This window comes from Pseudomonas fluorescens, from assembly GCF_040448305.1.
GTDB classification, from domain to species: Bacteria; Pseudomonadota; Gammaproteobacteria; order Pseudomonadales; family Pseudomonadaceae; genus Aquipseudomonas; species Aquipseudomonas fluorescens_BH.
Genome location: NZ_CP148752.1, coordinates 2,109,407 through 2,130,893, shown reverse-complemented (window position 1 = coordinate 2,130,893; position 21,487 = coordinate 2,109,407). Strand labels below are relative to the sequence as shown.

Sequence of the window (21,487 nt, the reverse complement as noted above, 5' to 3'; positions counted from 1 at the left end):
TGGAGCTTCAGGAATATCGCACCTGGCTGCTGATTGCTCCGTGTAGACAGCCGAGACATCTGCGTAGGCACGAGTCTTGAGTATTACAAACACAAGGTGCGGAATTGCACTCCACTTGACCACCTGATTGCAACGGTACTGATCACTCGTTTGCATTGCATCTGACCAGCCATTTGTGTCGGACTTGACCAGCAAGCTTAGTAACCATGTTCGGTAGAGAGCTGCCCATTGCTGCCGGCGGCCATAGGCAGAGATCGACCCTATATAGATAGTCCGGTGAAACGTTTCGCATGCCAGAGGGAAACTCCCAAGCGTTTCACCGTGAAACGTTTTGAACGCTTAGTGGGAATTCGACGGGTAGGTATCCGAAAGTCCGATGTAAAATTTTGGCCCTGCTTCGGACGCATGCGCTAGGGACATCAATTTTGCTTCGCTCGCCAGCCGCGTGAGTTCGCAATCCAAAAACAGCCCCATCACACCAGCATGACAGGGGTAGCCTCCTGAGGGCCGGCCAACAGCAATTTATGGCCAACGGACGAATAGCGGATTGAAATATGCTCGGATTGTGCGAGTTTTATGCATAAAGAGTGCAAGCAACCAGAGAGGTAAATGTTCCTGTCCAGAGAATCGCCGTTGGATTTTCCTCCCGCCAGTTTTGAGGCATTGATGGAGGCTATCCGGGCGGTAGACCGGGTGATGTTCTCCTCTGAGCGCTATGCCAAGGTGTTCTCCATGGATCAGCAGACCTTCGCGCTGCCCGCCCATGTCAGCCATCGCCGGAAAGCATGAAGTACGAGGGGCAACCGCTAGATCGATAGTTCTGCGAAATTACGGCTAACCAAATCGATAACGGCTCAACTCGACGGGTTCCCGTCTTCATATGGTTTTACGAACATCAAATTCGCCTCTACTGGCTGAAGTGGCCTATTTCGGGATAGTTGAACAGACGCTCAGCATAGGACTTCGCACTTCCAACTCGGTCGAGCAATTGGAGCGGGCCAGTTCCAACAACTGTAACCGGAAGACTCAACTGCGAAACCCGATGCAGGGCCGTGATGAGGGCGGCCAACTCTGGTTCAGCGACGTACTGAAGGTCATCGATAAAGATCACTACGGCCGTCCGTGCATGCCGCGCCGCTTCACCAACATGAGTCAACAAGGTGGCAAAATCCCCTTCGAGATCGCCGTTGTCGGCCAACCCCGGCTCGGGTTCGTAATCGAAATCCACCTCAATATCTTGGTAGCGTCTTTTTAGTGATTTTACGAAGCCTGAGAGCGCTCGGAGCGCTCTAATAGCAGCGTCTTTGGACGCTTGCATAGTGCTCATGCAAAGCAATGCAGCCCTTAATTGTGGGACAACCTGGGAAGACAACGACCGCTTTTCCGATGCTTCCGCATAGACTGCGTGGATACCAATCGACTCTGCGTCCGTCAGCATCTGATTCAGTAGAACCGTCTTTCCGACACCTCGTGACCCAACAATTATGAGATTTTTTGCTGGTCGCCCAATGCGAACGCGTTCGATCGACACTCGCAATCGTTCACGTAGATCGTCACGTCTAACCAGCTCAGGAGGTCGTGTACCACCACTGGCTGGGTAAGGATTACCTGTTACGACCATAGAAATGTACTCAAATGAACACTCCCTATACTGCCCAAAACCGCCCCTTCGTGACAGGCTGAAATCGGCCGATTCTGTTGAAAAAGTCGGTCATCCAAAACTGCCTGATCATTGATCGGTGAAAACGCCTTTTTTGCACGCTGCTGCGTGAAATCTGCGTCTGCAAACCTCTGCCGAAAATAAAGATTTCAATCTCGGACGCGTACCTTTCAGCTGCGGAAACCGTGGCCGACTTTTTCAACAGAATCGGCCAAGAGCAGTCCCTCAGACGCACTATGAAATGAGGGCCTATTAACATTGCGCCGGGCTTTCCTAGTGTGACCGGAGAAAACTCAAAACCTAGTCAAGGTATTTAATGACAGCGAATTTTGAACTGGCACGGTCGCCGTGTCGATCGGACTCGCCGCTCCAAATAACTGCATTTCCGCCAGCTTGCTTGGCCTTGAGGGCTACCGCCCCTTTCAAACTACTCATAGTTATCGGATTGGATACGCGCTCATCGGTAATAACCCCAAGCATTTGAAATTTTCGAGGTGGTTGACCATTTGTCCAAAAATCAATTCCATCGATAGTCTCCTTTGCACCGCCCTGTCCTTCAAATGTTCCATTTTTCGATTCGTATGGTTGAAAATTTGTAGTCGCATAAAGCGCGCACCCAGAGAACAACACTGCAACGATTATCATTGTGGGAAATAACATTTTCATAAGAAGGCCTTTGGGCAAATGGCTTTGGTGATATCCCCTCCAATTATGGCCAAAAATTGATTGGATGTTGTGTCGCTCGATCATGTTTGGATGAGCTAACCCAAGCGCTACAGGGACTCTTTTTTTCTACCCGGTTGGCTAATCACACCAGAGCCTTCATCAGCGTTTACTGACCCTGACGGCCACTTTCTTTGGGTCGGTTGCTGCCCTTCGTGACAGGCAGCAATCGGCCCAGGCTGTGTGAAAACGCACTGAATACTGTCGGCTTCCGAAATAAATGCGAACTTTTGGAAATAGCTGCAACAAAAAGCCCGCTGAGCGGGCTTGTGGGAGAACCTGTGGCTTTTCTCGGCAACGACATGTAAGCGTTCGATACCTATGTGCGCGACGTGGTAGCCTTATCAGCCCTTGGCTGGCCGCGATTTGGCCGGGGCCTTCCTCGACGATTCAACCAACTTCTGGTTTTCACGCATCAGATCGCCAAAAGATACGTGCTCTACGTACTCTACGGGCATCGACCTTTCGAGCCTCTTGGAAACCAGCTCGGCTCTACGCTTCTTGCGTTCCAATCTACCGTGCGTGATGTGGTTCTTTTGCCGAGGTTTCCCGGAAAGCATAGGTGTATCCGAAATGAATGCTTTCGGGTCCATATGGAAGCGCTTGGCCAGGGCCAAAGCCATTCTAGGGCTGATCGCCCTATCGCCATTGAGAACCTTGGACACCACGAATTTGTCGCCAATTTCGGGCAGATCCGAGCCGGTTAGTTCTAGTGTCTCCATCAAGTCCTTGATCAGTTGCACCGGTGTGATGGTGGCCTTGATCGCAGCGTTAAACGCTTTGAGCTGTTCGCCTTTCTGTTCGTAAGCCAGAATCGCGTCTTCAAGCTCGATAAGGATCTGCTCCTCATACTTGTTGAGGTCATGTCCGTCGGTCAGTTCATCAAGCAGCACAGTGGCGCGAGCGTAATCCTCTGGCCCCTCGATGCCGTTCACGAATTGACCGCGCAGCTGCTCCAGAAGCATTTGAAGACTTTCGAGCGCGGCGCGCACGCTCTGCGAATTTTCAAGAACAGTGGTCATGGTTTTGTTCCTCTTTTGTTACTGGCGTACCACGCGGTAGCGGTGTCGTAGTCAGCATGGGTGTAGATATGCTTCACGTAGAGCTTTTGCCGTTGGTAGTTGACGCCTGCTATCAGCCTGAGATTGTGCCCGCCAATATCAATCGCTACCCACCCCTCGGCAGCGCGGTGCTTAAACAGGTCGATGTTCTTCCCAAAAATACCCTGCAGTTCGTTGTAACTCTGGGGTTCCGCTGCTAACAGCAGTCTGAGACAGCGCTCCAACCCGCTGCGATCGTTGGGGTATCGATCGGCAGCATCCTCAAACTTCTGTTTGATTAATACGTCCATGGGCATTCCTAACCTTTAGGGTCAACTATACGCCAGTTGTCTTTTTTGACAACTACACCCCGTCAGTCCCGCAGTGGAGCTTTGAAGGCTCCGCGAACCGGACCGGCTGTCAGTAGCGTCTCCGCTCTTCGTGGAGCTGGTGGTAAACGGTTGACAGTAACGGATGCAACGCGGATTAGGTTGAATCGCCTAGGGCGGAGCGAAGTAGCGCGGCAGGTGGTCATGCGGCCTCTCTGTCAGGATTGCTCGGGAATCGTGCTCGATCTGGAGAGAGTCAGGTAGGGGCCTCCTGGGTCGACTGCTGCCGGACACGACTGGCTGAGATCGGCCGATTCTGTTGAAAAAGTCGGCCATGGTTTGCGCATCAGAAAAGTACGCGTCCGAGATTGAAATCTTTATTTTTGGCAAAGGCATCCGGGATCGGATTTCACGTAGCAGCGTGCAAAAAAGGCGTTTTCACCGATCAATGATCAGGCCGTTTTGGATGACCGACTTTTTCAACAGAATCGGCCATTTCCGGTCAGTCGTGACAGGTACAAACTCGCCCGCCTGCCTCGCTGTGGTTCCAGATCGTTGCTCTGAGGGGGGATTATCCATCTTGTCATGGTCTATTAACCGGGCACTCGGTGTAAGATCCAGTAACCCCATTAGCAGTGTTAACAATCACAAAAACGAGATGACGTTGCCCCGTCGGCAGCTTGTCAAAGAGCGCGTCACTGATGTAGTTGAGGAGCGGTAATGATGGCGAAACTCCAGACGGCGAAGCCCGTCACAGGACGTGACGCGAATGAACAACGGCCGGTGAAAACCGTAGGTTTTCTGGTCATCCCCAACTTCACCACCATCGGCTTCGCATCCGCCGTGGAAACACTGCGCATGGCCAATCTGGCTGCGCGCAAATCGATGTTCCGCACGGTTATCATCGCTGCCAGCCTGGAGCCGGTTACCGCCAGCAACGGCATGCGCATCCTGCCCGACTACAGCATTACCGATGCACCCAAGCTAGACATGCTATTTGTTGTCGGATCAAACCCGATCGTCTCCAATCACAGCAGCCGACCATTGCTCAATTGGCTACGCAAGTTGGCACATGAGCAGGTGCCACTGGGCGGGATTTGCACTGGAAGCCACTTGTTGGCTCGCGCCGATTTGCTCAAGGGTTATCGCTGCACGATTCACTGGGAAGACATCGAAGCGCTGAAGGAGCGTTTCCCGGGGATCATTATTTCCAACCAGCTGTTCGAGCTCGACCGTGATCGCTACACCTGCTCCGGTGGCGTGGCCTCCATGGACATGACTCTGCAGTTAATCAGCCGCGAACCCGGAGGTCGGGACATCGCAGCCCATGCGGCCGAGTTGCTGTTGTGTGATCGGGTACGTGGCGCCCAGGAGCAACAGCGCGTGCCATTGCGGCAAAAGCTGGGCACTTCGCAGCCCAAGCTCAGCCAGATGGTGGCGATCATGGAAGCCAATCTTGAGGAGCCGGTAGGGCTTGAGGAACTCGCGCGATTGAACGAGGTATCGGTGCGGCAACTGGAGCGCCTGTTTCACAAGCACCTGCAACGCACGCCGAGTCAGTATTACCTGGAGCTGCGCCTTTCACGGGCGCGACAGTTACTGCTGCGCAGCGAATCCCAGGTTCGTGATATCGCCCTCGCCTGCGGCTTCGTTTCCCCGGCACACTTCTCCAAATGCTACAGCCGTTTCTTCGGTGTATCGCCCATTGGTGAGCGTAAGCAAGTGGCTGCCCTGCATTGATTTGCAGGTTGGGTTCAACATTGATTTCAGCTGGAATGGCCACTTCGCGAGCTCGCTCCCACATATTGTAGGAGCGAGCCTGCTCGCGAAGGCGTCCCTTAAGGTCGCAGAAGAAAGGTCAGTCCTGTAACGCCTTATGCGCAGTTTCCCGGCTCGCCAGCATGGCTACCAATGCCACCGCCGCTGCCGCCAGTAGATACCAGGCTGGGGCCATTTTGTTGCCGGTCAGTTGAATCAGCCAAGTCGCGATAAACGGCGCGGTGCCACCGAACACCGCATTGGCGATGTTGAAGCTGAAGGCAAAACCACTAAAGCGTACGCGGGTGGGAAATATCTCGGCGAGGAAGCACGGCAAGGTGCCATCGTTCATCGCCAGGATCGCGCCGAACGCAATCTGAATCATCAGAATCACGATCAGCGGTTGACTCTCCAGCATCCCGAACAATGGAAATGTCAGCGCCAGGAACAATACCGACGCCGTCAGCAACATGGCCTTGCGCCCGAACCGATCCGACAGCTTGCCCATCAGAAAGATCAGCCCGATGTAGGTCGCCAGTGACACTGTCGACGCCAGGAACGAATCACTCTCGCTCATGCCCATTTCAGTGGACAGGTAGGTCGGCATGTAACTGAGCAACAGGTAAAACGCCACGGCATTCAGGCAGGTCACGCCGATCCCGATCATCACGCTGCGTCGGTGCACGGTCAGCAACTCACGAACCGGAGCGTGGGTCGCGCACTCCTTCGCTTCAAGGCGTTTCTCCATCTCCAGGAATTTCGGCGTGTCCTGCAAACTCATCCGGATATAGCGCCCCACCAAGCCAAATGGCGCGGCTAACAAAAAGGGCAAGCGCCAACCCCAGCTGTGCAGATCCTCGACACTCATCCACGCATGCAGTCCGGCGACAAACACCGCACCGAATAGCAAGCCAGCCGCCGTGCTCGCCGGGACGATGCTGGTGTACAAACCGCGTTTACCCTCGGGGGCATATTCGGCAAGAAAGGCCGATGCCCCGGCGTATTCACCCGAAGCGGAAAAGCCTTGGAACAAGCGAATCAGCAACAACAACGCCGGTGCCCACAGGCCGATATGGTTGTAGGTCGGCAGAATGCCGATGCAGAAGGTCGAGATGGACATGATCAAAATCGACCAGGACAACGCACTGCGCCGTCCGTACTTGTCACCGAAGTGCCCCCAAACCAATCCTCCCAACGGTCGGACAATAAACGACAGCGCGAACACCGCAAAGGTCGCCAGCAGTGCAGTGGCCTTGTCTGTTTGCGGAAAGAACGTTAGTGCGATGACGGTGGCCAGATAGCCGTAGGCCGCATAGTCGAACCACTCGACGAAGTTACCCATGAAACTGGCACTGGCTGCGCGCCGCAAGGCCTTGCGCTCGGACGTCTGTTCAAGTTTTTGGGCCAGGGTCGGTGTCAGGCTTGCACTTTGGGTGCTCATTTGGCACCTCCGGTAGTAGAGGTGCGGTGATCAAGATTGGAGATCGGGACGAAGAACATGACAAATACCCTCTATTGTTTTACTTGGCAGGGTTAAGGGTCAATAGATGCTGCGCGCTCTTGGCGTGCATGCGTTGTTTTTTTCCGGTTTATCTCAGCCGCCGGGAAGATTTTTTGCCACTCATCAAATCAAAACGCCGTACAGGTTCACTGTGCGGCGCCGGGTTTTACTTTTTGATGATGTTGTGTTCAGGGCCGTATGGGAATTTTGTGATGTTTTCTCCACCCTGTTCGTTGACGATCAGGATGTCGTGTTCACGATAACCACCGGCACCCGGAAGACCTTCGGGCAGCATGATCATGGGTTCAATTGAAACCACCATCCCCGGTTCCAGTACGGTGTCGATGTCTTCGCGCAGTTCCAGTCCGGCTTCACGTCCGTAGTAGTGGCTCAGCGTTCCGAAGGAGTGCCCGTAGCCGAAGGTGCGGTATTGCAACAGATCGTGTTCAAGGAAGATCTCGTTCAATTGCAACGCGATGTCGCAGCAACGCATACCCGGTTTGATCAGTTTCAGACCGGCCTCGTGCACCTTGACGTTAACTTCCCACAACCGCAGATGCTCGTCGGAGCAGTGGTCCAGGAATAATGTGCGCTCAAGTGCAGTGTAGTAACCGGCGATCATCGGGAAACAATTGAGGCTGAGGATGTCACCTTTGTTGACCTTTCGCGACGTTACCGGGTTATGGGCGCCATCGGTATTGATGCCGGACTGGAACCAGGTCCACGTGTCCATCAGCTCGGAATCCGGGAAGGTTCGGGCTATTTCGCGCACCATTGCCTGGGTGGCATGCAGGGCTACCTCATACTCTGGAACTTGGTCACGCAAGGCTTCGATGATGGCGGCACCACCAATATCCGCCACCCGTGCACCATGACGGATGATCGCGTGTTCTTCGGCGGACTTGATCATTCGCATCCGCATGCACGGTGCGGCGATATCGACCAGTTCAGCCTGCGGATAGCGGCTGGCGAGTTTGTCGCGGTTGAGCAAGTTCAGATGGTCGAACTCAATGCCGATGCGCCCGGCTTTGGGCAAGGCTTGCTGGATCGCGACGAAGTAGTTATCGCGCTGCCAGTCGGTATAGACGATGTTTTCAGTGCCTACAGTACGGCGCCATGGCTGACCGCCATCGATGTTGGCGCTGATGGTTACGGCCGTGTCCTGGGTCACGACCAGTGCGTACTGACGGCCGAAAGAGCAATACAGGAAATCGCTGTAGTAATTTATGTTGTGATAGGACGTGAAGACTGCCGCGTCGATATTGTTCTGAGCGAGATAAGCCCGCAATTTGGCCTGGCGGTTAGCGTATTCCTGAGCAGAGAACGTCGGGCTCACTTTTTCGCCGTTCTTGATCTGGATGGTTTTCGGCATTTGCATGTCATTTATCCTTGTCATTGATTGAGCTACAGAAGGCGCCAATCTGGCGGGCCGCTGAATGTCATTCGAACAGATGCAAACTGAGTTTTTTTGCGCGAATCCGACCTGTAGTTGGTCATATCCGCTATTTCCGGCAGCGCCCGTTCAACGCCCTCATGCAGAAACCAAAATGCCCCCGGCAAGCGCGAGAAAAGCCACTTGAAGGGGGCATTGGAAAAGGCTGACACGATCAGTGTGGGAACGCGCTTGCTCGAGATGAGAGCGGTGCATTCGTAGAGGGCGACTGACTCTGCACCTTCGTGAGCATGTTCGCGGCCAAATGCTCGCGAGGGTGGGCACCGAAGTATTGGCGATAACAGCGATAGAAATGTTGCAGCGAAACGAATCCGCACTCCCGAGCGACACCCAACAGGGACCGTTCACCGGAGCGCAACAGCTGACGCGCATGTTGCAGTCGCAAGTCCAGGTAGTGTCGAGAAGGTGAGCAACCCAAACTGCGTTTGAACAGCCGTTCGAGATGTCGCCGGGAGATCCCCATAGTCTCGACCAGTTCGTCGATACCCAGCGCTGGGCTCAAGTGCTCGCTCATTAATGCCAGTGTTGCCTGCAGCTTCGCCGGCGCGTCATGCAGGGGCAGTAACGGCCGGGCCTGGCGTGCTGCATGTTTTTCCATCCGCAGTATCAAACCACGACCGTGGGTCCGGGCGAGGAGTTCGTGCATCAATCCTTGAGCGGCCTGCGGGCCGACGCAGGTCAGGCGCTGGCGGTCGACACAGAACGGTGCGGCTACCGGCGTCAACCCGCTGTATGTAGCAAGCGCCAACGATGAGGCAGGCTCCGGCAAGCTGCAGCGGAATCCATCCAGGGCACCAATCTGCGCCAGCAGCCAACCCGCGTTGCCCAATGCTCCCAGGCCAATCGGTTGCGCGGCCCAGTGGGTCAGCTGCGCGTGAAGCTCTGGATGATCCGTCCGAAGATGCGGAGTGTCGTCGCCACAGAGGATTAGCACATCAAGCGTTTGTGACTGTTCCAGCGACGCAGTGGCGGTGGAAATTCCGTTGCTGGCCTTCAGTTGGCATCCACCCAGGCTAAGAATTTGCCACTGGCAAACACAGCGGCCCGTTAACTGATTGGCCAGGCGTAATGGCTCCAGCGCACTGGCCAGGGCATAAAAATCGAAGGCTTCCATCAACCAGAAACCAATATGCAGCACCGGCGGTTGTGGTCGGCCAGATTCGGTCAGTTGTAGCATTTCCCGCCCTCCCCTTTGGTCAAGGTCATTCAGCACTCGATGGAGCTGAACGCCAACCGTGCGCGCAAGGCCTCGACAAACAGAGCCCCTGTACGCAGAGGGGCGAAGGTATGGGAACTGGAGGGGCCGATTCCAATCTTGAATAAGTCAAAACACTGATAGCCATGTCGATCTCCGCGCCGCGTCAAAGGTGTCAGCAATGCACCCGATTGTCGGCGTCAGGGATCATCAAGGTATGTCAGATATCGACCCCTAAGTGCTCGCCACTGCCAGTGGCGTGATGGTGGAATTGCAGTGAGTCGGCCTTAGAGACGAACCTCAGTGCTGTCGTCTGCGCGCCTAAACTGATGACTTACGGTTGGCAGATACCGGCCCAGAGTGTGTAAAAACGCTTCACCAAAATTGAAGTATGCGCATCTACGTTAAATCTGAAATTTATCGGCACGTCAGCAGATGTGGATTTCGCGTAGAAACGCGATTTCCAGTCCGATTTTGAGTACCTGTCGCGCTCAAAAACGTTTTTACACAGCCTCGGCCAGAAGCGGCCCTTCACACTGAATCCATGTTGCGACCGGGCTAACAGCGCTTGCTCAAGAGCCATGTACATCTTGAGTTAATTGCCCATCACCCCGCCTCAACCTGGTTGGACTTCCGGGATTCCAGTATTGGCGGCAGGCCGCTCTCAAGTGGTTTAGAACAGCGCCCCCTTACCCCGTCGATGCATTGCATGCATAGGCGTATCCTTGACTGCAGAGTAAACTTCGTTCCTGGCCTATCGGTGCAATTCATTTTTACATTGGGAATTACTGTGTCCAAACCTATTGAGGATAATGCGTCCCTCGAGTCCTTTTCGCTCGAAAGCCCCTCCCCGCTATATGCACGGGTCAAGCAAATCATCATGCAGAAGATTCGCTCCGGTGCGTGGCTACCCAATTCCAAACTGCCCTCTGAAAGTGAACTCCTGAATTTGCTCGGCGTGAGTCGCATGACCATCAACCGGGCGCTACGAGAACTGACCATTGAGGGTTGTCTGGTGCGCATGCAGGGTGTAGGCACTTTTGTAGCCGAACCAAAAGGCCATGCGGCGCTGTTCGAGATCCACAACATCGCGGAAGAGATAGCGGCCCGAGGTCATGAGCATCGCTGTGAAGTTGTCGTGCTTGAGGAGATGCCTGAACGGGCGCGAGCTTCGATGCCCTTTCCCCTCGAGGGGGTCAAGCGCTTGTTCCATTCGGTTGTCGTGCATCACGAAAATGATGTGCCGGTGCAGATCGAAGAGCGCTTCGTCAATGCCGAGGTCGCACCCGCCTATCTGCAGCAGGACTTTACCAAGGTCACGCCTTACGCCTATCTGATTCAACTGGCCCCACTGACCGAAGGCGAGCACGTGGTCGAGTCGATCCACGCCAAATCTGCTGAATGCAAACTTCTGCAAATCAAACGCTATGAACCGTGCCTGCTGATTCGCCGCCGCACATGGGCGGCAATGGGTCAAGTGGGTTGCGCACGCCTGGTTTACCCAGGTTCGCGCTATCGCCTCGAAGGCAAGTTCGGCAACTGACTCACAGGTCGAGCGGCCCCCGCCTGCCGCTCGATAGACATCTCCCCCTAGCCATCCCTCTGAAGCTGTTACCCGTGCCGACCCAATTGGCAGAATGGTGACACTCCTCAAGCCGAGCGCGAAAAAGTGTTACATAACGCACAACTATCGTGACTACCAATCGAAAAGTTGCAACAACATTTTCGTCCATCCCGCCCTGCTCACAAATTTCGTATAAATTTTAACTATTTGATTTAAAACTATTTTATCTATTTTAGAATTTTTATTCGGCTTTCATCAGGCGCATTTGGCCCTTCACTTGCATTCACTTGTACATACAGGTTGGTATAAGATCATACAGACATCATAAGCGTGACTACCACCCCGCTCACCACTGAATGAGGAGATAACCATGACCACCAAGACCACTCGCCTGCGTGATGTCGAAATCCACTCTGCCCGCGGTAACAAGCTGACCGCCAAGAGCTGGCTGACTGAAGCGCCGCTGCGCATGCTGATGAACAACCTCGACCCGGAAGTCGCCGAGAACCCTAAAGAACTGGTGGTTTACGGTGGCATCGGTCGCGCGGCACGTAACTGGGAATGCTACGACAAGATCGTCGAAAGCCTGACCAACCTGAACGACGACGAGACCCTGCTGGTGCAATCCGGCAAGCCGGTCGGCGTGTTCAAGACCCACAGCAACGCCCCGCGCGTACTGATCGCCAACTCCAACCTGGTACCGCACTGGGCGAGCTGGGAGCACTTCAACGAACTCGACGCCAAAGGCCTGGCCATGTACGGCCAGATGACCGCCGGCAGCTGGATCTACATCGGCAGCCAGGGCATCGTTCAGGGCACCTACGAAACCTTCGTCGAAGCCGGTCGCCAGCACTACAACGATGACCTGAAAGGCAAGTGGGTACTGACCGCAGGCCTGGGCGGCATGGGCGGCGCTCAGCCACTGGCTGCAACCCTGGCCGGCGCGTGCTCGCTGAACATCGAATGCCAGCAGAGCCGCATCGACTTCCGCCTGAACAGCCGCTACGTCGATGAACAAGCCACCGACCTCGACGACGCGCTGGCCCGCATCGACAAATACACCAAAGAAGGCAAGGCGATTTCCATCGCGCTGCTGGGTAACGCCGCTGAAATCCTGCCGGAGCTGGTCCGTCGCGGCGTGCGCCCGGACATGGTCACCGACCAGACCAGCGCCCACGACCCGCTCAACGGCTACCTGCCGGCCGGCTGGACCTGGGACCAGTACCGCGCTCGCGCCAAGACTGAACCTGCCGCTGTGATCAAGGCCGCCAAGCAATCGATGGCCGTGCACGTCAAAGCGATGCTGGACTTCCAGAAAATGGGCGTACCGACCTTCGACTACGGCAACAACATCCGTCAGATGGCACAAGAAGAAGGCGTGGAAAACGCATTCGACTTCCCGGGCTTCGTACCGGCCTACATCCGTCCGCTGTTCTGCCGTGGCATCGGCCCGTTCCGCTGGGCTGCACTGTCGGGCAACGCTGAAGACATCTACAAGACCGACGCCAAGGTCAAGGAGCTGATCCCGGACGACGCCCACCTGCACAACTGGCTGGACATGGCCCGCGAACGCATCAGCTTCCAGGGTCTGCCGGCCCGTATCTGCTGGGTTGGCCTGGGCCTGCGCGCCAAGCTCGGTCTGGCGTTCAACGAAATGGTGCGCAGCGGCGAATTGTCCGCGCCCATCGTGATCGGTCGCGACCACCTGGACTCCGGTTCGGTGGCCAGCCCTAACCGCGAAACCGAATCGATGCAGGACGGTTCCGACGCCGTCTCCGACTGGCCACTGCTCAACGCTCTGCTCAACACCGCGAGCGGCGCGACCTGGGTGTCCCTGCACCACGGTGGTGGCGTCGGCATGGGCTTCTCCCAGCACTCGGGCATGGTGATTGTCTGCGACGGCACTGACGAAGCGGACGAGCGTATCGCTCGCGTGCTGCACAACGACCCGGCCACCGGTGTCATGCGTCACGCCGATGCGGGTTACCAGATCGCGATCGACTGCGCCAAGGAACAAGGCCTCAACCTACCGATGATCGGCAACGTCTAAGCCCCGGAATCGAGGAGCCTGCACCATGAGCAGCAGTCCGTTTACCCAACAACTCCAAGGCATTCGCGTGCTTGATCTGAGCCGCGTTTTGGCCGGTCCGCATTGCACGGCCATGCTCGCCGACCTGGGCGCCGACGTCATTAAATTCGAAGTCCCTGACCACGGCGATGACAGCCGTCACCTGGGCCCCTTCAAGGATGGCGAGAGTGTCTATTTCGGCCTGATCAATCGCGGCAAGCGCAGTGTCGAAATGGACTTCAAGTCCACTGCTGATCGTGCCCGGCTATATGAGCTGGTCCGTGACGCAGACGTCGTCGTGGAAAACTTTCGTCCCGGCGTGACACGTCGCCTGGGTATCGACTTCGACACCCTCAAGCAATACAACCCCAAGCTGATCTACGCGAGCATTTCCGGTTTCGGCCAGCATGGTCCGCTGTCGGCTAACCCGGCCTATGACATCGTCGCCCAGGCAATGTCGGGGCTAATGAGCGTCACAGGTTTTGCAGAGACAGGCCCTACACGCAGTGGCGAAGCCATCGGTGATCTTTGCGCCGGTGTTTATGCGGCCTGGGCCATCAGCTCCGCGCTATTCGCTCGCGAACGGCATGCACCCGGCGCCCAGTATATCGACGTCGCCATGTTCGATGTGTTGTTCAGCCTGCAAATGACCGGCCTGTCGAATCTCCTCGCCAATGGCGTTGCGCCTGGGCTGGTGGGCAACCGCCATCCGGTTTCGACACCCTTTGATACTTACCGCGCCGCCGACGGTCAAGTGGTCATCGCCGTGGCGAGCAACAAGCTCTTCCAACGGTTATGCGAATGCCTGGGCAAGCCAGCACTTGGCAGCGACCCACGCTTTGCCGATGACCCGCAACGCACACTCAACGAGCCGGCGCTACGCGCCGAAATCGAAGTCTGGACGCAGCAAATGAGCGTTGAGCAGGTCTGCGACATCCTGCTCGAGGCGGGCGTGCCGTCCTCCCCGGTGTGGAACCTCGCCCAGGCCGCCAGCAGCGAACAGGCCCAAGTACGACAGTTGCTGATTCACCCCGAAGGCTCCGCGCAACCGCTGGTACCGCAACCTGTTTTCTTCAATGGCCGCAAACCCCACGCAGTCACTCACGCCCCACGCCTCGGCGCCGACAACCATGCTTTCGGACTGAACAAACAGGAGCTTTCCCATGAACTTTGAATTAGATCAGGTCGAATTGGCCGTTGTCGAAACCGCTGAAAAACTGGCTCGCGAGGTGATCCAGCCGCGCGCCCAGCATTACGACGAAACCGAGACATTCTGTGCCGAAAGCCTGCAGGCGTTGGCCGAGCTGGGTGGCATGGGTATCAATTTGCCCGAAGAGTACGGCGGACTGGGCATTGGCAGCCTGGCCATGAGCCGCGTCGTTGAAGCCGTGGCTGGCGCCTGCGCCTCCACTGCATCGGCGTTGACGGCGCATTTTCTGGCAACCGATTCGATCCTGATCGGCGGTACCGAAGAGCAGAAGCACGAGTGGCTACCTCGCGCAGCGAGCGGTGAATTACTCGGCGCCTTCGCACTGACGGAGCCGGCAGCAGGCTCCAACCCGGCCGACATGCGCTGCCGTGCGCAGCGTGAAGATGGCGGTTGGCGGGTGCGCGGCAGTAAGCACTACATCACCAATGCCCGCGAAGCAGGCTTCATTGTGCTCTATGCCAAGACCGACGCCGAAGCCGGCCACAAGGGCATCAGTGCCTTCATGATTCCCCAGGGAACGGTAGGGATCAGCTTCTCCAGTCCGGAAAAAACCATGGGACTGCGTGGCAGCACGATCTATGAGCTGGCCCTGGACTGCTGGTTGCCCGAATCGGCATTGCTGGGCATCGAAGGTGCCGGCTTCAACACGGCAATGGCGGTGCTGGACCGGGGTCGCGTTGAAGTGGCGGCCATGTCCTTGGGGATCGCCAATGCCGCCTTGCAAGCGAGCTTGAACTGGGTCCGCGAACGGCAGATCGGCCCCAAGCCGCTTGCCGCCTACCAAGGCACACAGTGGCGTCTCGCCGACATGTATGCACAGCTGGAAGGTGCCCGCATGCTGACCTGGAAAGCCGCCGCTCGCCGCGACAGCGGTGAACGCTTCAGCCTGGACTCGGCCACCGCCAAACTGGTCGCCGCCGAATGCGCCGGTTTCATCACCGATGCAGCGCTCCAGCTCCATGGCGGTTATGGCTACATCCGCGACCTTCCACTGGAACGCTACGTACGCGACGCACGGATCCTGCGCATTTTCGAAGGCACGTCCGAAGTGCAGAAAATCATCATTTCGCGAAGCTTGCTCGACGCCCAGCGCTGATCGAGCGAAAAACCGGGCCTGTTTAACAGGCCCTCCCCTGAGTCACTCCCCCACGAGAAGGCTGTCGTACGGTACGACGCCCGAGAGGAACTGCCATGTCCGCCACCAAAGAAAGTGCGCAGCGCAAGACGTATATAGAACGGCGATCCATCGATTACATACCTGAGTCCGAGCGCCATGGCCGGCTGCTCAGTCAGTTCACCCTGTGGTTCGGCGCCAACCTTCAAGTCACTGCGATCGTCACTGGTGCACTGGCTGTCGTATTGGGCGGCGATGTGTTCTGGTCGCTGATTGGCTTGTTGATCGGGCAACTGTTGGGCGGCGCAATCATGGCGCTGCACGCCGCTCAGGGCCCCCAGTTGGGCCTGCCGCAGATGATCTCCAGTCGCGTGCAATTCGGCGTCTACGGCGCCGTTATCCCTATCGTCCTGGTCTGCCTGATGTACGTGGGCTTTTCTGCCAGCGGCTCGGTGCTTGCGGGCCAGGCCATCAGTCAACTGGTCAATGTCAGTGACGCCGCTGGCATCCTGATTTTCGCGGTGATGATCGTTGTGCTCACAGTGCTGGGCTATCGGACTATCCATTTGATCGGACGCCTGTCGAGCCTAATTGGCGTGGTGTCTTTCTTCTACTTGTTCTACCGCTTGCTGTCAGCTCATGACATCAGCGAGCTGCTTGGAAATCGACACTTTTCACTGGCCAGCTTTCTCTTGGCAATATCACTCTCGGCTTCCTGGCAGATCGCATTCGGCCCCTATGTCGCTGACTATTCGCGCTACCTGCCGAGAAAGACTTCAGCCTGGAAAACCTTTTTGGCTGTGGGCCTGGGCTCAGTGATCGGCACTCAAATTTCCATGGTCTTCGGTGTATTCGTCGCCGCCTTGGCGGGTGATCAATTTGCCGGCCACGAGGTGTCCTACATCGTCGGCATGGGGGCCAGCGGCGTCGTCGCGTCACTGCTGTTTTTCAGTATCGTGTTCGGGAAGGTGACCATTACCACGCTCAACGCCTACGGTAGTTTCATGTCTCTGGCTACCATCATCAGCGGTTTCAGAGGCAACCAGGAAATTTCCAAAACCGTGCGGTTGATCTACATCCTGGTCATGGTCGGATTCGCCACTGCGCTGGCGCTGTTGGGGAGGCATTCGTTCCTTCATGACTTCTCAGCGTTCATCCTGTTCCTGCTGGCCTTTTTCACGCCCTGGAGCGCCATCAACCTAGTTGACTTTTATCTGGTGACCAAGGAGCGCTATGACATCCCCGCCCTCTCCAATCCGGATGGTCGATACGGACGCTGGAATGTCACCGGCATAGCAGTCTACGCCCTCGGCGTAGTGATTCAGATGCCCTTCATAGCCACCAGTTTCTACACCGGCCCCTTGGTTGAAACCTTGGGTGGGACGGACATTTCGTGGTTGATCGGCCTAACCGTACCAGCCCTCATTTACTACTGGGTGGCGCGTAACTCGACGCAACGGATTCCCGCGCAGCTGATTCTTCCGGAAGAAGCCAATCCAGCCTGATTACACACTCACGGCAGGGCGGTCCAGCAGGACCGCCACTGCACTTCTCTCAACGCAGAGCGCCTGACCTCCTATGCTTGCCGCAAACACACCGAAGCACCCCGCCCCGAGTGCCCGCGACCGCCTGCTCGATGTTGCACTGGAACTCTTTGCAACGCGCGGCTACCAGGCCATCGGCCTGCGTGACCTGGCTGGCCAGTTGGGGCTGCATGCCGGCTCGCTGTACAACCATATCGAGAACAAACAAAGCCTGTTGTTCGAACTGATCGAAGGCGCGGTCTCCGACCTGTTGGCCGGTACCAAGCGCCGCATGCGGGGAGCCCGGACGCACCGCGACCGTCTCCAGCGCTTTGTGCACGCATTTGTGGTGTTCAACCTGACCGAGAAACATCGGCTAATGCTGGTGACACGGGAGTTCGTCAACCTCAGCGATGATCAACAACAGGAGATCAATCAGCTGAAGAGCAGCTACGCCACCCTGCTGAAGGCCATCGTTTCCGCCGAGTGTGGCGAAACTGGCTGCATCAGTGACCGCACAGGCCTGATCACAGAGGCCGTCATCGGCATGCTTTACGGACAGTCCCTCTGGCAAATCATTGACGTCCCGGAACAAAAACTCACGGATGCCCTGACTCACTTTGCCCTGGGCATCATTGCCTGCAGCAGAGACTCAGCGCTCAAGGCATAAGCACTATGCACCCGTTACGACATACGCTTCATGACGAACTGCACGCCCGCCCTTCCCTGTACTTCAGCGAGCCGGCTTATGTTTTTCACCTGGCCGTCTTGGGCAGCGACAATGAGCGACAGGCACTGCTCAACAGCCTCTACGACGAACCGGTCAGTGGTGAAATCCCCCAAGGCATCACCAGGCTTGACGAGCATTGGCTGAAATGGGAGCGACATGCGGAGTTCTTTACCCTTACTTACGTCGTCACCGCGAACACGGATCGCCCGCACTGGACTTCCTTGCCTGAGGCCCTGGCAGCAAAGATCAGCCCTTACACCCAGCGGCTGATCAACAGCGTGCAAATTGTGGTGCGCAACCATGACTCATGGGAGGGGGATCATGCGGCGTACGGATTCAAGGACCCGTGCGGCTCGTCCATCGGGGGTGGCGATGCGGCGGTGTGGAGCGACTTCCGGCTGAGCGAATGCGGTGAAAACAGATTTTTGTTCATCAACACTCACCTCAACGCCTACCGCCAAGGTCGAATGATTCGCCGGCTACTTGAGATTGAAACCTATCGCATGATGGCCTCGCTTGCGCTTCCAACAGCGAAGCAATTGAGTTCGCAACTCGATGCCTTCGATAGAACCCTGGTCGACCTGTCGGAGCGAAACGCTGCACCCGACTCCAGCAATGCAAAAAAACTGCTTTCAGAAATTGCAGCGTTGTCGGCCAAAGTCGTCAGTCTCTCAGCCAGGCACCGGCATCGCTTCAGTGCCACACAAGCTTACGCGCAGCTCGTATTCGAACGACTGGCAGAATTGCGGGAGAATCGCGCAGGTGACTACCAGCGCCTGGGAATCTTCATTGAGCGACGCTTCAAACCGACGGTAAGGTACTGCGCCGTGACGGAACAACGGCTCGATGTGCTAGCCAAGAGCGTGGCCAATCTAGGTGACCTTTTGCAGGCGCGCGTACAGGTAGAGATGGAAGAACAGAACGCCGAAATCCTGAAAAGCCTGAACGCCCGGGCCGATGCTCAGATCAAGATTCAGCGGGCGGTTGAAGGCCTTTCCATTATTGCCATCACGTACTACGTGCTGAGCTTGTTGAAATTGCTGTATTCGGGCGTCCATCTGCTGGGAGTCGACTTGTCACCAAGGTCCGCCGTGATTGTAATTGCGCCCGTCGCAGCACTCATACTTTTACACATACTGATGCGGATTAGAGCCGTAAAACATCACTAAATCGTACTGGAAACTGCAGTATCAAGAGGTGGGCGACCCCACTTTACTGTTGATCTGACGATCTTTACGATGAGTCAGCCCAGGCCGAAATCAGCTGACCGCAACCGACTGCTTTCGGTTGAATCCACAGTCGAAATCAGCCCTCCCGGACAGGCAGCGATCGGCCGAGGCTGTGTAAAAACGGTTTAGAGCAGGATTGACAGTCAGAACCAGAACGAAAATCGCGTTCCTACGCAAATTTCAGGTCCGGCTGATACACCAATCATTGGCAGATTTTACGTAGCGACGCAGACTTCAAAACAGTGTCTACGTTTTTACACAGCCTGGGCCAAAAGCAGCCTGTCGTGATGGCGAAAAATGTCCAAACGAGGTTGTTGTCCTTCACCAGTGCACAAGGGAATCTGAAACCGGCAAAAGTGGCTTCACATAAATTTCTCAGCACTCAAATTAGTTTGACGCAAGGAAGCCAATCCATAGTGTTTTTCAGCACCCACACAACGGGCCAGGAAGTTCGATCGCTCACCCTCTTGGGTGTCTAGTTGATGAAGCTCAGGACTGAGTTTTGGCTAAAATGAAGTCGATCAGCGCTCTGGATGCGGCTGACAACTGCCGGTGAGGCGGATAGATAATCGAGAATGGCCTGCTGCGCCCACTCAACTGCACAAGGACCTCTACCAACTCTCCGCGCAGCACCTTGTCGCGGATGATGAAGTCATAGGTCTGGCAGATTCCCAGACCGCTTTGTGCCAGTGAAACGATTCCGAGGACATCATCCGACACCACAACATTGGCGTGCGGTACCCACTCCAGGTTTTCCCCGTCAAGACAAAACAACCAAGGCCCGATCTTGCCGCTGCTGGGCATGATGAACGGCAAGCAAACGTGTTCGCTCAACATCTCCAGTGTCGCTGGGACACCGGCGCGAGCCAGGTACTCGGGGGAGGCAACCAGAGACAATCGAGCATCTTCCAGCTTGCGTCCGACCAAGCCACTGTCAGGCAACTGTCCCAAACGAATCGCCAGATCATAGCCCTCGGCAATCAGGTCAACGTTTCGATTGGTGATGCTCAGCTCCACCTGGACAGCAGGATACTGCCGGGTAAATGCGCTGAGCAGCGGTGGCAGACGGTGATGCCCATAGGTTGTCGGTACGCTCATGCGCACGCGTCCACTCAACTCGCCTTCTTGGCCTCGAATGGTTCGCTCCGCCTCTTCGATCTGTGTAAACGCCAGACGGGTCTGTTCCAGGTACAACCTGCCGGCGTCGGTGAGGCTTAGCCTGCGGGTGGTACGTCGCAACAGTTGTACGCCAAGGCGCGACTCAAGCCTGGTCAACGCGCGGCTGAGCACTGAAGGTGTGGTCGCCAGCGCGACGGCCGCAGCGCTGACAGTGCCCTGCTCCACTACCCGTATAAAGGCCTCCACATCACCAAGATGGTCAAATTTGCGCGGCATTATTGCTTTCCAGGTCCAAATGAATTCCATCGCAGGTAGTTTATCGCCATATAACACGCCAATAGAGTGTCCTGCCAAGGGGCGACAACCGTACGCCTGACTATTTTCTGGACTCGACATGAAGACACTGACCCGTATTGCCCTGACCACAGCACTGCTCGGTACCAGCCTGACAGCGAGCGCCAGCAATGTGCTTGTGGTGCTTTCCGATTCGGCGACACTCGATTTGAAGGATGGCAAGGTCTTCGCGACAGGGTTCTACCTGAACGAGCTGTTGCAACCGGTGAAGATGCTGCTCGACGCTGGCCACTCCATCACCTTCGCGACCCCGAATGGCAGGGTCCCGACCGTGGACAAGACGTCTATCGACAAAATGTACTTCAACAACGATGAGGTCGTGCTTGAGACCTACAAGCATCTGCTCGACCAATTGAAACTCACTGTGCCGGATCAATCGCCGGTCATCAGCCTCGCCCGGGTGGAACAGATCGGCTATGCGCATTTCGATGCAGTCTACATTCCTGGTGGCCATGCGCCGATGCAGGATCTGCTGCACAGCCGTTCGCTGGGTCGCTTGCTGATGGACTTCCATGCTCAAGGCAAGACCACTGCCCTCGTCTGCCATGGCCCAATCGCCCTGCTGTCGACCTTGCCTGATGCGCAGAACTTCACCCGCCAACTCCAGACCGCGAAACCGGTGAACGCCAGCGCCGACTGGATCTATGCGGGCTACAAGATGACCGTTATCAGCAACAAGGAAGAGGAAGCAGCCAAAGGCCTGCTCAACGGTGGCGAGATGAAGTTCTACCCGCAAACCGCGCTTGAGAAAGCAGGTGGGTTGTACAGCAGTAACACGGAAAACTGGACGTCCAATTTCGTCGTCGATCGCGAGTTGATCACCGGCCAAAATCCTGCATCGGCCACCGAGGTCGGCAAGGTATTGCTCGGCCGGTTGAAATAAAACGCCCGCTGCGAATGCGTAATACGACAACGCC

The 21,487-nt window shown here is 56.2% G+C and carries 18 protein-coding genes and 1 pseudogene; 10 read left to right on the top strand and 9 right to left on the bottom strand.

All coding sequences use genetic code 11. The features are described from left to right. Nucleotides 1-609: 609 nt before the first annotated feature. A complete protein-coding gene (locus WHX55_RS09710; protein WP_353742479.1) occupies nucleotides 610-789 on the top strand; it encodes a hypothetical protein in 180 nt (59 codons plus the stop codon). 118 nt (nucleotides 790-907) lie between these two features. Here WHX55_RS09710 and WHX55_RS09705 read toward each other — a convergent pair whose 3' ends face one another. The 4 genes from WHX55_RS09705 to WHX55_RS09690 all read right to left on the bottom strand — a co-directional run bounded on the left by WHX55_RS09705 (nucleotide 908) and on the right by WHX55_RS09690 (nucleotide 3,734). Continuing rightward, nucleotides 908-1,531: an ATP-binding protein gene (locus WHX55_RS09705; protein ID WP_353742478.1), complete on the bottom strand. Its 624-nt coding sequence runs from the start codon at nucleotides 1,529-1,531 to the stop codon at nucleotides 908-910. Nucleotides 1,532-1,960: 429 nt separating this feature from the next. Next, on the bottom strand, nucleotides 1,961-2,326 hold the full coding sequence (locus WHX55_RS09700) for a hypothetical protein (RefSeq protein ID WP_353742477.1): 366 nt from the start codon (nucleotides 2,324-2,326) through the stop codon (nucleotides 1,961-1,963). Between the two features lie 401 nt (nucleotides 2,327-2,727). Beyond that, nucleotides 2,728-3,405, bottom strand: a complete 678-nt coding sequence (locus tag WHX55_RS09695) for a transcriptional regulator (RefSeq protein ID WP_353742476.1) — start codon at nucleotides 3,403-3,405, stop codon at nucleotides 2,728-2,730. After that, nucleotides 3,402-3,734 carry a type II toxin-antitoxin system HigB family toxin gene (locus WHX55_RS09690; RefSeq protein ID WP_353742475.1) on the bottom strand — a complete coding sequence of 111 codons (333 nt, stop codon included), beginning with the start codon at nucleotides 3,732-3,734 and terminating at the stop codon, nucleotides 3,402-3,404. Before WHX55_RS09690 ends, WHX55_RS09695 begins: the two co-directional genes overlap by 4 nt. Nucleotides 3,735-4,475: 741 nt before the next feature. On the opposite strand from WHX55_RS09690, the gene WHX55_RS09685 reads away from it, so the two are divergent. Next, nucleotides 4,476-5,492 carry a GlxA family transcriptional regulator gene (locus WHX55_RS09685; RefSeq protein ID WP_353743035.1) on the top strand — a complete coding sequence of 339 codons (1,017 nt, stop codon included), beginning with the start codon at nucleotides 4,476-4,478 and terminating at the stop codon, nucleotides 5,490-5,492. Between the two features lie 118 nt (nucleotides 5,493-5,610). On the opposite strand, the gene WHX55_RS09680 is transcribed toward WHX55_RS09685, so the two are convergent. The 4 genes and pseudogenes from WHX55_RS09680 to WHX55_RS09665 form a co-directional block, all read right to left on the bottom strand. Then, a complete protein-coding gene (locus WHX55_RS09680; protein ID WP_353742474.1) occupies nucleotides 5,611-6,951 on the bottom strand; it encodes an MFS transporter in 1,341 nt (446 codons plus the stop codon). Between the two features lie 226 nt (nucleotides 6,952-7,177). Then, nucleotides 7,178-8,389, bottom strand: a complete 1,212-nt coding sequence (locus WHX55_RS09675) for a M24 family metallopeptidase (RefSeq protein ID WP_353742473.1) — start codon at nucleotides 8,387-8,389, stop codon at nucleotides 7,178-7,180. A 229-nt stretch (nucleotides 8,390-8,618) separates the two neighbouring features. After that, nucleotides 8,619-9,578 (bottom strand): helix-turn-helix domain-containing protein, encoded by a 960-nt coding sequence (locus WHX55_RS09670; protein WP_353742472.1) that lies wholly within the window; start codon nucleotides 9,576-9,578, stop codon nucleotides 8,619-8,621. A gap of 119 nt (nucleotides 9,579-9,697) precedes the next feature. Then, nucleotides 9,698-9,829 (bottom strand): annotated as a pseudogene (locus WHX55_RS09665) (serine dehydratase beta chain); the annotation flags it as partial. A gap of 710 nt (nucleotides 9,830-10,539) precedes the next feature. On the opposite strand from WHX55_RS09665, the gene hutC reads away from it, so the two are divergent. From hutC to WHX55_RS09630, 7 genes are all read left to right on the top strand, one after another. Continuing rightward, nucleotides 10,540-11,202 carry a histidine utilization repressor gene (hutC, locus tag WHX55_RS09660; RefSeq protein WP_353743034.1) on the top strand — a complete coding sequence of 221 codons (663 nt, stop codon included), beginning with the start codon at nucleotides 10,540-10,542 and terminating at the stop codon, nucleotides 11,200-11,202. A gap of 391 nt (nucleotides 11,203-11,593) precedes the next feature. After that, nucleotides 11,594-13,273, top strand: coding sequence for a urocanate hydratase (hutU, locus tag WHX55_RS09655; protein WP_353742471.1), 1,680 nt, complete (start codon nucleotides 11,594-11,596; stop codon nucleotides 13,271-13,273). A 25-nt stretch (nucleotides 13,274-13,298) separates the two neighbouring features. After that, nucleotides 13,299-14,465 carry a CoA transferase gene (locus WHX55_RS09650; protein WP_223532134.1) on the top strand — a complete coding sequence of 389 codons (1,167 nt, stop codon included), beginning with the start codon at nucleotides 13,299-13,301 and terminating at the stop codon, nucleotides 14,463-14,465. Then, nucleotides 14,455-15,597, top strand: a complete 1,143-nt coding sequence (locus WHX55_RS09645) for an acyl-CoA dehydrogenase family protein (RefSeq protein WP_150724758.1) — start codon at nucleotides 14,455-14,457, stop codon at nucleotides 15,595-15,597. Before WHX55_RS09650 ends, WHX55_RS09645 begins: the two co-directional genes overlap by 11 nt. A gap of 95 nt (nucleotides 15,598-15,692) precedes the next feature. Next, entirely contained in the window at nucleotides 15,693-17,120 is a 1,428-nt protein-coding gene (locus WHX55_RS09640) for a cytosine permease (protein ID WP_046043091.1), read from the top strand. A gap of 73 nt (nucleotides 17,121-17,193) precedes the next feature. Continuing rightward, a complete protein-coding gene (locus WHX55_RS09635) occupies nucleotides 17,194-17,808 on the top strand; it encodes a TetR/AcrR family transcriptional regulator (protein WP_223456352.1) in 615 nt (204 codons plus the stop codon). Between the two features lie 5 nt (nucleotides 17,809-17,813). Then, on the top strand, nucleotides 17,814-19,037 hold the full coding sequence (locus tag WHX55_RS09630; RefSeq protein WP_353742470.1) for a DUF3422 domain-containing protein: 1,224 nt from the start codon (nucleotides 17,814-17,816) through the stop codon (nucleotides 19,035-19,037). Nucleotides 19,038-19,586: 549 nt separating this feature from the next. Here the strand turns inward: WHX55_RS09630 and WHX55_RS09625 are convergent. Then, nucleotides 19,587-20,492 carry a LysR family transcriptional regulator gene (locus tag WHX55_RS09625; protein ID WP_353742469.1) on the bottom strand — a complete coding sequence of 302 codons (906 nt, stop codon included), beginning with the start codon at nucleotides 20,490-20,492 and terminating at the stop codon, nucleotides 19,587-19,589. A gap of 118 nt (nucleotides 20,493-20,610) precedes the next feature. Between WHX55_RS09625 and WHX55_RS09620 the strand changes: the two genes are divergently transcribed. Beyond that, complete coding sequence (locus tag WHX55_RS09620; RefSeq protein WP_353742468.1) at nucleotides 20,611-21,453, top strand: type 1 glutamine amidotransferase domain-containing protein; 843 nt, start codon at nucleotides 20,611-20,613, stop codon at nucleotides 21,451-21,453. Nucleotides 21,454-21,487 lie beyond the last annotated feature (34 nt).

Bases quoted from the DNA above. Each gene is read 5' to 3' on its own strand.
- WHX55_RS09710 (WP_353742479.1), top strand. From the start codon at position 610: ATGTTCCTGTCCAGAGAATCGCCGTTGGATTTTCCTCCCGCCAGTTTT.
- WHX55_RS09700 (WP_353742477.1), bottom strand. From the start codon at position 2,326: ATGAAAATGTTATTTCCCACAATGATAATCGTTGCAGTGTTGTTCTCT.
- WHX55_RS09695 (WP_353742476.1), bottom strand. From the start codon at position 3,405: ATGACCACTGTTCTTGAAAATTCGCAGAGCGTGCGCGCCGCGCTCGAA.
- WHX55_RS09690 (WP_353742475.1), bottom strand. From the start codon at position 3,734: ATGGACGTATTAATCAAACAGAAGTTTGAGGATGCTGCCGATCGATAC.
- WHX55_RS09685 (WP_353743035.1), top strand. From the start codon at position 4,476: ATGGCGAAACTCCAGACGGCGAAGCCCGTCACAGGACGTGACGCGAAT.
- WHX55_RS09680 (WP_353742474.1), bottom strand. From the start codon at position 6,951: ATGAGCACCCAAAGTGCAAGCCTGACACCGACCCTGGCCCAAAAACTT.
- WHX55_RS09675 (WP_353742473.1), bottom strand. From the start codon at position 8,389: ATGCAAATGCCGAAAACCATCCAGATCAAGAACGGCGAAAAAGTGAGC.
- WHX55_RS09670 (WP_353742472.1), bottom strand. From the start codon at position 9,578: ATGGAAGCCTTCGATTTTTATGCCCTGGCCAGTGCGCTGGAGCCATTA.
- hutC (WP_353743034.1), top strand. From the start codon at position 10,540: ATGCAGAAGATTCGCTCCGGTGCGTGGCTACCCAATTCCAAACTGCCC.
- hutU (WP_353742471.1), top strand. From the start codon at position 11,594: ATGACCACCAAGACCACTCGCCTGCGTGATGTCGAAATCCACTCTGCC.
- WHX55_RS09650 (WP_223532134.1), top strand. From the start codon at position 13,299: ATGAGCAGCAGTCCGTTTACCCAACAACTCCAAGGCATTCGCGTGCTT.
- WHX55_RS09645 (WP_150724758.1), top strand. From the start codon at position 14,455: ATGAACTTTGAATTAGATCAGGTCGAATTGGCCGTTGTCGAAACCGCT.
- WHX55_RS09640 (WP_046043091.1), top strand. From the start codon at position 15,693: ATGTCCGCCACCAAAGAAAGTGCGCAGCGCAAGACGTATATAGAACGG.
- WHX55_RS09635 (WP_223456352.1), top strand. From the start codon at position 17,194: ATGCTTGCCGCAAACACACCGAAGCACCCCGCCCCGAGTGCCCGCGAC.
- WHX55_RS09630 (WP_353742470.1), top strand. From the start codon at position 17,814: ATGCACCCGTTACGACATACGCTTCATGACGAACTGCACGCCCGCCCT.
- WHX55_RS09625 (WP_353742469.1), bottom strand. From the start codon at position 20,492: ATGCCGCGCAAATTTGACCATCTTGGTGATGTGGAGGCCTTTATACGG.
- WHX55_RS09620 (WP_353742468.1), top strand. From the start codon at position 20,611: ATGAAGACACTGACCCGTATTGCCCTGACCACAGCACTGCTCGGTACC.